General features: G+C 38.5%; 1 protein-coding gene. It reads left to right on the top strand.

All coding sequences use genetic code 11. The features are described 5' to 3' along the window. The first annotated feature begins 10 nt into the window (after positions 1–10). Complete coding sequence (locus tag QA584_RS18535) at positions 11–10,966, top strand: SDR family NAD(P)-dependent oxidoreductase (protein ID WP_278270582.1); 10,956 nt, start codon at positions 11–13, stop codon at positions 10,964–10,966. Positions 10,967–11,274: the final 308 nt, after the last annotated feature.

Here is an 11,274-nt window from a genome sequence, read left to right as displayed (position 1 = left end):
GGGGTATAAAATGTCTGGGAATCATTATACGGAAAAAGAAATATATCAAATGTTATTTAATCATGAGATAACAAAAAAAATGGCAATGGATTTGTTGTCGGCTGCTCCTCATAGAACGGTATCTGAGGCAGTTTCAAAGGAAAATCCTGTTCCTGCCCTGGAAGCAGACGGGAGCAGGGGTTATCAGTTAGAGGATATATTGGCTAAAATTAGTGAAATAGTAGCCGGTAATCTGCATATGTCGGAGGAAGAGTTAGAACATGAGATGAGTTTTAAAGACCTTGGTGTTGATTCCATAAACGGAATCGAAATAATCCGTGATGTGAACCGGCACTATGGTTTAAATCTTGATGCCGTAGTTATTTATGATCATGCCAACGTAACGAAGCTAAGTGCATTAGTCTTACAGGAAGTAAATAAGAATCATATCACTTTAGCCCAGACAAGCGTTAAGATCCCATATACGGAAACCGCCGGGGGAGAATACAAAGCTGAATTAATATCTGGGGAACATGGAATCGATGAAGAAGCGGTATATGCCAAAATTTCTGAGATTATTTCATCAAACTTACATCTTTCCAGGGAGGAACTTCGATATGAGATCAGTTTTAAGGAACTGGGTGTTGATTCAATCAATGGAATTGAAATTATCAGGGATGTTAATAAAAGTTTTGGATTAAATCTTGATGCAGTTACAATCTATGATTATTCCACGATCTCCAAGCTGTCTGACTATGTGGTACAGGAGAAAACCAGAGTCGCAAAAACCCTTAAGGAGATTAACCCATATTATAAAGAACCTGACGGAGATCCTCCGCTAAGAGAAAGTGGCAGTAGTGACAGGTTTAATAAAGATGAAAATGTACAAATAAAACTTGGCAGTATGGAGACGATTTATAAAAAGGTCGATGATATTAAACTTGAGGATATTATGCAGGATAGTATTAAACTTGAAAATATTAAGCTAGGTAACGTTAAGCAAGATAATATCAACCTTGAAAATGTTAAGCTAGGTAATTTTAAACAGGATAATATTAAACAAGATTATGATAAGCACGATAATATTAAATCCGAAGTTATAAGGCGTGCACCTGTGCGGCTGATTTCTACAGAACATATTACGGATACCATGAACACGAATGCGAATTCTACTGATATTAATTTCAAGGATAAGAATTTAACGGATAAGAATATGATGGATATGAATTTGACGGATATGAATTTAAAGGGTGTGAATCCCAAAGTTACTAATTCCATTGATATGAATACCAGATATATAAATACCAGATATATAAATACCAGATATATAAATACCATAGACCAGGAACCGGTACATATGGATTTACCTGCTCTTAAACTATCCAGTAAAGATGAAAACCAGAACCAGTTCCATAATTATAAGGAAGATGACATTGCTGTTATAGGAATATCCGGACGTTTCCCGGGAGCAGATAATGCAGAGGAGTTTTGGAGTAATCTGGAGCAGGGTAAAGACAGCATAATTACCATACCAAAAGATCGCTGGGATTCAGAAAAATATTATGACCCTGATCCCAAAACACCCGGTAAATCCTATAGTAAAGTCGGTGGATTTATTAATGGGATTGATAAGTTTGATCCACTGTTTTTTAATATATCCCCAGTAGAGGCAGTTTATATGGACCCCCAGCAGAGGCTTTTTCTGGAGGAGGTATGGAAAGCCCTGGAGGATGCAGGCTGTTCGGACAGAAACTTATCGGATAAGAAGTGCGGAGTATTTGTCGGAGCCTCCCAAGGGGATTATGTAAAAACACTGACCAGAAATAACGCTGAAAACAGCGGGGAAGCATTTACAGGAATGGCGGTGTCCATACTTGCCTCCAGAATATCTTACTTTTTAAATCTGATTGGTCCTTGTATTACTGTAGATACTGCGTGTTCCAGTTCTCTGGCGGCACTCCACCTCGCCTGCCAGAGTATGAAAAATAAGGAAAGCGATATGGCAATAGTAGGCGGAGTCAGACTTATGGTCACTCCGGATTTACATATAGCCACCAGTAAAGTGGAAATGCTGTCAAAATCCGGTGAATGCAGAGCCTTTGATAATTCTGCCGATGGGACAGTAATCAGTGAAGGTGTAGGGGCTGTAATTCTTATGCCCTTAAAAAAAGCACTGGAAGAAGGACATTCCATATATGGCGTTATTAAAAGTTCCGGCATAAACCAGGATGGAAAAACCAATGGGATAACGGCCCCCAGTATGCAGTCCCAAATTAGGTTAGAAACCGATGTTTATGAAAAAGCAAATATTAATCCCAGAGAAATAAGTTATATTGAAACTCACGGAACAGGTACTAAGTTGGGGGACCCAATTGAGGTAAAAGCACTAACTGGTGTTTTCGAAAAATACACTTCCGAAAAGCAATTCTGCATCATCGGTTCTGTGAAATCAAATATCGGACATACAACAACTGCTGCTGGGGTAACCAGTATTATAAAGGTCCTCCTGGCAATGAAACATAAAAAAATACCCGCCACTCTCCATTTCAAGGAGCCTAATATGCATCTATCTTTAAAGGAAACTCCTTTTTATGTGAATAATCAAACCGTGGACTGGAAGGTGCAAAATAATAAACCAAGATTAGCAGCCGTCAGTGCCTTTGGCTTTAGCGGAACCAATGCTCATGTGGTATTGCAGGAATTTAATAATGAGAATGATATCGCATCGGTCCCTAAGTTTCCCTATTATTTGATTACCTTATCCGCGAAAACAAAAGAATCCTATGACCAGAAAGTGAAAGACCTGTTAAACTGGTTGGAAAAACAGGAGGATGATAGTAACATAGGAGATATTGCATATACCTTGCAGGCTGGCAGAAGCCACTTTAATATCAGAGGTGCTTTGGTAGTAAAAAGTAATTCAGAGTTAAAAGCCAAACTTGAGGAGATAGTAGTAACTGGTCAGACAACGGACTATTTTATGGAAAGCAGCAATTCAAAACCGGTAAAAGCAGATGCAAATATGAAAGCCTTTATTAGTAAGGTTTTAGAGAATCTTAAGGATAGTGTAAATCCAGACCAAGACCAGAAGGAATACAAAGATAATCTAGCGGAACTGGCAAGGTTATATGTACAAAATAAAGTGACTGACTGTGAGACTATTTTTAAAGGACATAGTTTAAAATTAATCCATTTGCCCACCTATCCGTTTTTTGGAGAACGGTATTGGGTAGAAGATGAGGCGGAGGCAGATATAAAGGCAGATATAAATGAACAAGTAGATCATGTATTGAATAAGACAGAAAATCCTATAACTGCCATTCATCCTATGATTGACAGGAAATGTTCAACCATACAAGAGACTGCCTTTGAAAAAAAATTTCTGGGCACAGAATTTTTTCTGAAGGATCATATTGTACAGAATCAGAAAGTCTTACCGGCTGTAGCCTATCTGGAAATAGCAAGGGCTGCCGGCAGCCTCTTTACAAATAAAAAGGTTATTAAAATAAAAAATAGTTACTGGTTAAATGCGCTTAAGGTAAAAGACCTCTCCCAGAAAATAAAGATAACCCTATTCCCTGATAAAACAGACAGTAAGGTTATGGAATATGAAGTATTAAGTAAAGAGCTGAACGAACAGGAGATATTACATGGTAAAGGCTGGATTGAATATGCAGCCTTAAACCAGGAAAGTTCAAATGAATACCTGGACGTAAAGACCATAAAATCCAGGTGTTCCAGTTTGATAACCGGACAGGAGTGTTACCGGTTATTTATAAAAGGAGGATTAAATCTTTTACAAAGTTTTCAGTCCATACAGAATTTATATTATAACGAAAATGAAGTACTGGCGGCTCTTCGGTTACCGGAGCATTTAAAAGGAACCTTCCAGGAATATGTATTGCATCCGACCATAATGGATGGAGCATTAGAGGCTGTTATCGGAATGGTAAGTGCGAAAGCCAGGAATGGGGCTGTAACGCTGCCATACTATATCGGCGAAGTTGAAATACTGGGCGAATTGACAGAAAACTGTTTTTCCTATGCAAAATATACCGGGCGGAAAAAGAACGGATTGCAGGAATCGGATAGTTATGAGGTAGTTATTCTGGATGAAAAAGGTAAAGTATTAGTTAAAGTCAAGGACTTTTCCCTATGGACAATCGGGAGCAAAACCAATGAAATACAGACAGCCGATAATAAAGTCCATTACTATAAGTATATCTGGGAAAAAAGTGATAGCCTTTTACCGGTAAACAATTTGGAGGAATTAGAGCGTGACCTCCTGATTTTTGATACGGACGATAATTTATCAGCAGATTTAAGAAGTAAGCTTACAGGTAAATTTAATCTTGTTCTGGTTAAGCCTGGCAAGGATTATATAGAAGACAGAAATGAATTTTTCATTAATACAGCTCGGAAAGAGGATTATATAAGGCTTATTGAGAGATTAAAGCAAAAAGAACATTTTCCTGGTAACATCATTTATTTATGGTCAAAAGAATCAGACTATGAATTTGAATCTATTTTAATGCAGGACCCGGAATATAGTATCTATCCGCTTTTATATCTCTACCAGGCCTTAGAAAGCATTGTACCTGATGAAAAAATCAAGCTGAATTATATGTTTCAGGGGGATGGTAAAGTATTTTCACCCTTTAGTGCAGCCTATGGCGGTTTTGCGAAATCCATAAGATTAGAAAATTCAAAGTTTATAAGCAAATCCATACAGTTTAATTCTTCTGTTACTCTAAATGACCTAAGTAATCTAGTGATTTTAGAATTAATGGATGTAATGAATGGTGATATTGAAGTTTTACATTCTCAGGAAGGACGATTTGTCAGGGCATTACAGGACTATTCAATTGAAGAGAACGACATGCATAAAGAGTACACCAGAAATGAAAAGGTTAGCACGAATCAAGAGTATAGTAAAAATCAAGAGGAAAATAAAAGTCAAAAGGGCAGCATAAATCAAGAGGACAACATTAATCAAGAGGACAACATTAATCAAGAGGACGGTATAAATCAAGAGGACAGTATAAATCAAGAGGATAGTATAAATCAAAAGGATAGTATAAATCAAAGGGATAGTTTTAATCAAGGGAATAGCTTCAATGCCCAGAATAACCTGAAAGCAGATAGCAATAGGAATGGTACAGCAGGCTTTAAAACCCATGGAATATATCTTATTTCCGGCGGTTTGGGCAAACTGGGTCTGATCGTTGCACATTTTCTGGCAAAAGAGTACCAGGCAAAGTTATGTTTAACCGGCAGAAGTCCATTGGATGCAGAGAAAGTCTCACAATTAAAAGCTTTAGAAGCTTTAGGCGGTGAAGTTTTATTTGTTCAGGGTGATGTTTCAGCACTTAATGATGCTGCAGTTATAATAGAAGCGGCAAAAGAGAGATTTGGCGGGATCAATGGTGTTATCCATTGTGCCGGTATGACTAAAGATGCGTATTTGAAGAATAAAAGTAAAACAGATATGGAACAGGTAATCATCCCCAAAGTTCAGGGTACCATTAATCTTGACCTGTTAACGAAGGATGAACCTTTGGACTTTATAATCTTGTTTTCCTCAACCGCAGCAGTAACCGGAAATCTGGGGCAGGCAGATTATGCGTACGGCAACAGTTTTATGGATTATTTCTCTGTACTGCGTAACGAACTTAGCAGGAAAGGTTTGCGGTATGGCAAGGCGCTCTCTATTAACTGGCCTTTATGGAAAGAAGGCGGAATACAGGTAGAACAGTCTACGAAAGATTTATTTGACACTATGGGAATAAAAAGCCTTGAGACAACTTATGGAATTAAGGCCCTGGCCGATAGTTTAAAATCCGGTGAAGATCAGCTCGTAGTATTACAGGGAGATACACAAAAGTTACAAAGACTTTTAGGGATTAAGGAAGAGAATAGAAACAAAGAAGATAGAAAGGATTTTAAAGCAGATAGTATTCATAAGGTCGAGGTATTGGAAGAAATTCATCAGGATGTAAAAAATGCAGTAAAGGAGATTCTGCGGATCAAAGATAAAGATATATTTCTGGAAAAGGATATGAATGAGTATGGATTTAATTCCCTGACCTTTACGGAACTGGCTAATAAAATTAATAAATTGTACTCTCTTCAAATTAATCCCAGCATTTTCTTTGAATATGCAACCTTAGGTGCACTTATAGATTATCTGTATCGGGAGCACTATGACAGCATACTTGCAGTCCATAAGGAAGAAGAAATTAGCAGGAGAGAAGAAATAAATAAGAATGAAGAAATAAATAAGGATGAAGAAATAAGTAAGATTCAAGAAATAAGTAAGATTCAAGAAATAAGTAAGATTGAAGAAATAAGTAAGAATCAAGAAATAAATAGGAATGAAGAGATAAATAGGAATGAAGAGATAAATAGGAATGAAGAGATAAATAGGAATGAAGTAATAAATAGAAATGAAGAAATAAATAAGAATCAAGAGTTAAATAACAACGCAGAGTTAATTAAGAACGAATTAATTAAGAATGGGGATATAAATAGTAACGAAGAGAAATATAAGAACAAAGAGGAAAATCCGGTCTCTTATCCTCAGGAGTTTATGGAAAACAGAAAGATACCACAAAGAAATCCGGTCAATGTAACTTCATGGGAAGAGAGTCTTTCTAATACTCAGGGAGGAAAAAGGGAGCCCATAGCCATCATAGGAATGGGCGGCATTATGCCTCAATCGGAAGATATGATTTCATTCTGGAGGAACCTTGAGGAAACAAAAGATTTAATAACGGAAATACCTTCTGACAGATGGAAAAAGGAAGATCTACCTGACAAGATATCAAAATGGGGTGGATTTATGAAAGAAATTGATAAATTCGACCCTTTGTTTTTTGGTATATCTCCTATGGAAGCAGAACTTATGGATCCCCAGCAAAGAATTTTTATGCAGACAGTATGGGAAACCATTGAAGATGCCGGATATAAACCTTCTGATTTATCAGGGTCGAAAACGGGTTTATTTGTAGGAGTCTCCACCACGGATTACAGAGATGTGCTAAAGGACAGTGAAATTGAAGCGCTGACTTCCACCGGCAATTCCCATTGTATTTTAACGAACCGGATATCCTACTTATTAAATCTACATGGACCAAGTGAACCAATTGACACCGCTTGTTCTTCCTCGCTGGTAGCGATTCACCGGGGAGTGGAATCCATCTACAGCGGTGATTGTGAAATGTCAATCGTAGGAGGTGTGAATGTAATAGCAAGCCCGACCCTGCATATATCTTTCAGTAAAGCCGGTATGCTCTCACCGGACGGACGGTGCAAAACCTTTGACGAACATGCCAATGGATATGTGCGAGGGGAAGGCTCAGGCGCAATTTTGCTAAAACCTTTAAGCAAGGCACTTAAGGATGGAGATAATATTTATGCCTTAATCAAAGGAACAGCCATCAATCACGGCGGACGTGCCGCATCCCTGACTGCCCCGAATACCAATGCCCAGGCAGAGGTAATTATGAAAGCCTTTGACAAGGCTGGATTTAGCCCGGAGACAGTGAGTTACATAGAAGCCCATGGAACAGGAACACAGCTTGGAGATCCGGTGGAAGTGAATGGATTAATCAAGGCCTTTAAAGAAATGGGAAAGAAAGACATGTTTTGTGCAAAGGAAGCATACTGTGGGATCGGGGCGGTAAAGACGAATATAGGACATTTGGAAACGGCAGCAGGCATTGCGAGTGTACTAAAAGTACTGCTGGCCTTTCAGTATAAGACAATTCCCGGCATATCAAATTTTAGTGTACAAAACCCGTATATACAATTAACCGGCAGTCCGTTCTATATTGCGGAAACGACAAGGGAATGGAAAACTTTATCCGATGAGTACGGCAACGAAATACCAAGACGTGCAGGAGTCAGTTCCTTTGGTTTCGGAGGTGTGAATGCACACATAGCCCTGGAAGCCTTTGAAGGGAAAGCAATAGAAAATGACAGTATGGACAGTTCCCGCATCTTTGTATTATCAGCCAGAAACAAAGAGAGGTTATCTGCCTATGCCTTGAAAATGGTAACTTTCCTAAAAAGAGAAATTAATAATAATACTGAAACTTTAAACAGTGTGTCTCTTAATAATTTTGCATATACCTTACAGACAGGTCGGGAAGAGATGGACGAACGCCTTGCAATTGTATTTTCAGATCTTAAAGAACTTGTCCATAAACTGACGGAATACCTTCAGGATAAAAATGAGATAGAGGGCTTATATCATAACCGTGTGGGAACCGGCAAGGGTAAAGTGGTGTTAAATGAGAGTTTTACCAATACAGCCGCAATAAATACACTGATTCAAAATGATGATTTTAACAAAGTAGCAAGTCTTTGGGTTACCGGCGTTAAAATTGACTGGAAGCTACTGTATGGTGAAAAACAGTTAAAGCGTGTACCTTTACCGACTTATCCTTTTGAAAAGAGAAGAGTATGGAAATCAATTAGTAAAATTAATAAAGCAAAAGACATGCAAAAAGAAAGTGTGAGTGAAAAACATTCTCACAATCCTGTATCACTGGCAGTACCACAAGACAGCTCTCCATATGCAAGGGAACCAAGGAATACTTTAACAGAAAAAAACAAGGATTATGAAACTTCCATAGAGAATAGTTTCTATCTTCCAGTCTGGAAACCGGTGCCGATTCAATATAACGAAGAGAATGCAGGCAGCCAGGGAGGCAGTAAGGTTTTGATCCTTGTACCGGCAAAGCATTCTGAAATGTGCCGGCAGTTGATTAACTATCACCAAGGGGATGATGTTTACGAAATTTTCCTGGGTTCTGAAAACAGAAGAATAGGAGTGAATTCCTGGGAAATTAATGCTTCTAATGAAACTGGGATAAGTGATTGTTTGGCAAAAATAGATGACTTGGATTATGTTTATTTTTTGGGAGGAATTATCTCAAAGAAAGACGATTTTAATAATCCGCAAAGTTTAGAATTAACACAGGCAATGGGAGTGCTCTCGTTGTTCCGTCTGGTTAAAGCTTTCGTTAAGAAAGAGCTGGACAATAAAAGACTCCAGGTAAAAATTATAACCAATAATGTCCATACCTTAGGAGAAGCGGACGTAATACCTTGTGCCGGCAGTATTTTAGGCTTTGCGAAATCCATGGCCAAAGAATTTCAATACTGGAAAACTACCTGTATAGATATTGATCTGGATGAGTGGGAAAGAGACAAGGAATTACTGGCAGAGATAATTAGAAAGGAACCGGCCGGCAAAAACGGAGAAGAGGTTGTAATCCGGAAGGGTCAAAGATACCTGCAAAAAATAATACCCACCGATATGGATAAACCCGTCAATACTTCCTTTAAAGAAAACGGTGTATACCTGATTTTAGGCGGTGCAGGCGGTATTGGCCTGGAATTCTGCCGGTATCTGACCCTTAAGGCAGGGGCTAAGGCAGCTTTGATAGGACGTTCGGATTTAAATACCGAAAAGATAAAGAAAATTTCAGAAATGAAAGACCTTGGAGCAAAGGCGCTGTATGTGAAAGCCGATGCCACGGACTTAAACAGTATGAAAGAAGCTGTCAGACAAGTGAAGAATGAATTTGGACAGATCAACGGAGTAATTCATTCCGCAATCGTCATGAAAGACAGAGCTATCCGCAATATGTCCGAAAGGGATCTAATCGATTCTCTGGACCCAAAGGTAAAGGGAAGTGCTGTCTTATACGAAGCCGTAAAGGAGGAAAAGCTGGATTTTATTCTGTTCTTTTCATCCATTCAAAGTTTTGTCGGCAACGGAGGACAGGCCAATTATGCGGCAGCCTGCGGATTCAAAGATTCTTTTGCCGTTCATTTAATGAAGTCGGGGGAAATACCCATAAAGATCATTAACTGGGGATACTGGGGAAGCGTAGGAGTTGCATCCTCCGAGGAGCATAATAAAATAATGGCTTCCAAAGGTATGCTCTCTATTCAGCCGGAAGAAGGAATGGATGCAATTGAAAGAATCGTGTCAAATCAAAGTTCCAGCCAGGTTATAGTTCTGAAAGCCAAACCATTTCTACTGAAACAGACAGATATGATTGATATCGCAGAAAGGGAAGCCGTATTAAAGAATCAGATAGGGCAGATAAAATCTTTAGTACCTGAAAGTATACCTGCAGAGAGTGAAAAACAGTCTATTGTTAAAGAAACCGTTAATAAATCCTTTAGCAGATCCTTTAACGGATCAGTTAATGGGTCGTTTAACAAATCAGTTACTGGATCGTTCCATGGGGCTGCCAATAACAATGACAGGCTAGATAATTTAAAGACACGTATCATCCAGTGTATCGCAGAGGTATTAAAAGTAGAAGCAAGAGAAGTTGACAACAGTACATCCTTTTCCGATTATGGGGTTGATTCCATAACAGGAATGGAATTAATTAACCGCATCAATAATGAGTTTGACCTTACACTAAAAACTACCATACTGTTTGATTACAGCAATGTGGATGACTTAGCAGGATACATACAAAATGAATTTGGTCCGAAGCTAGAAAAACAGATTCAAGGTGACCCTGGGTGGATTACAGACAGTCAGGAGGATATTGATTTATATCAGACCGTTACGGAAAAATTGATGGAATGTATCACCGAAACCCTGAAAGTAGATAGGGAGGATATTGACTTTACCATGCAGTTCTCCGAGTATGGGGTAGATTCCATTACCGGTGTGGTCTTGTTAAAAAATATTAACAAAGCTTTTGGTATTACTCTTAAAAACACTGTTTTATTTGACTACAGTAATATTCAGGATTTAAGCGGGTATCTGTGCAGGGAATATGGCATGGAGATGGAGGCTGCTTTGACTTATGTGTCAGACAGTTTCGAAAATGGAATGATTTCGGAGGCAGATAAAGAGATTGACGCACTGGAGCTTTTAGCAAAGGGGGCACTTAATGTGGATGAAGTAATGGAAATGATAACCGGTATAAGTGTTAAATATACAGCTTAAGTCATGAAAGAAAGGTTACACCGAAAGACATATTTTAAGCCTATCCGAATAAGTAGGTCCCCCTTGGCGGATGTCAGGAGTTAAGAGGAATGCTGGTTTTATGCGTGGGGGGCACGCAGACGGGAGTTAAGCAGGCAATTGCGAAACATATACTTTTTTGAATATATCATACAAATAATACGAATTTCATGGCTTCAGTTGCCCTACGGGCAAGATTCAGCTCTGAAATTGTATTATTTATATGATACATAAATACAATATTTGTGTTTCGCAATTACCTGGGAGTTAAGGTGAAAAAGGAGAAAACA

This window comes from Anaerocolumna sp. AGMB13025 (assembly GCF_029689925.1).
Classification (GTDB): domain Bacteria; phylum Bacillota; class Clostridia; order Lachnospirales; family Lachnospiraceae; genus Anaerocolumna.
This window is presented reverse-complemented; position numbering and strand designations above follow the sequence as displayed.

Bases quoted from the DNA above. Each gene is read 5' to 3' on its own strand.
- QA584_RS18535 (WP_278270582.1), top strand. From the start codon at position 11: ATGTCTGGGAATCATTATACGGAAAAAGAAATATATCAAATGTTATTT.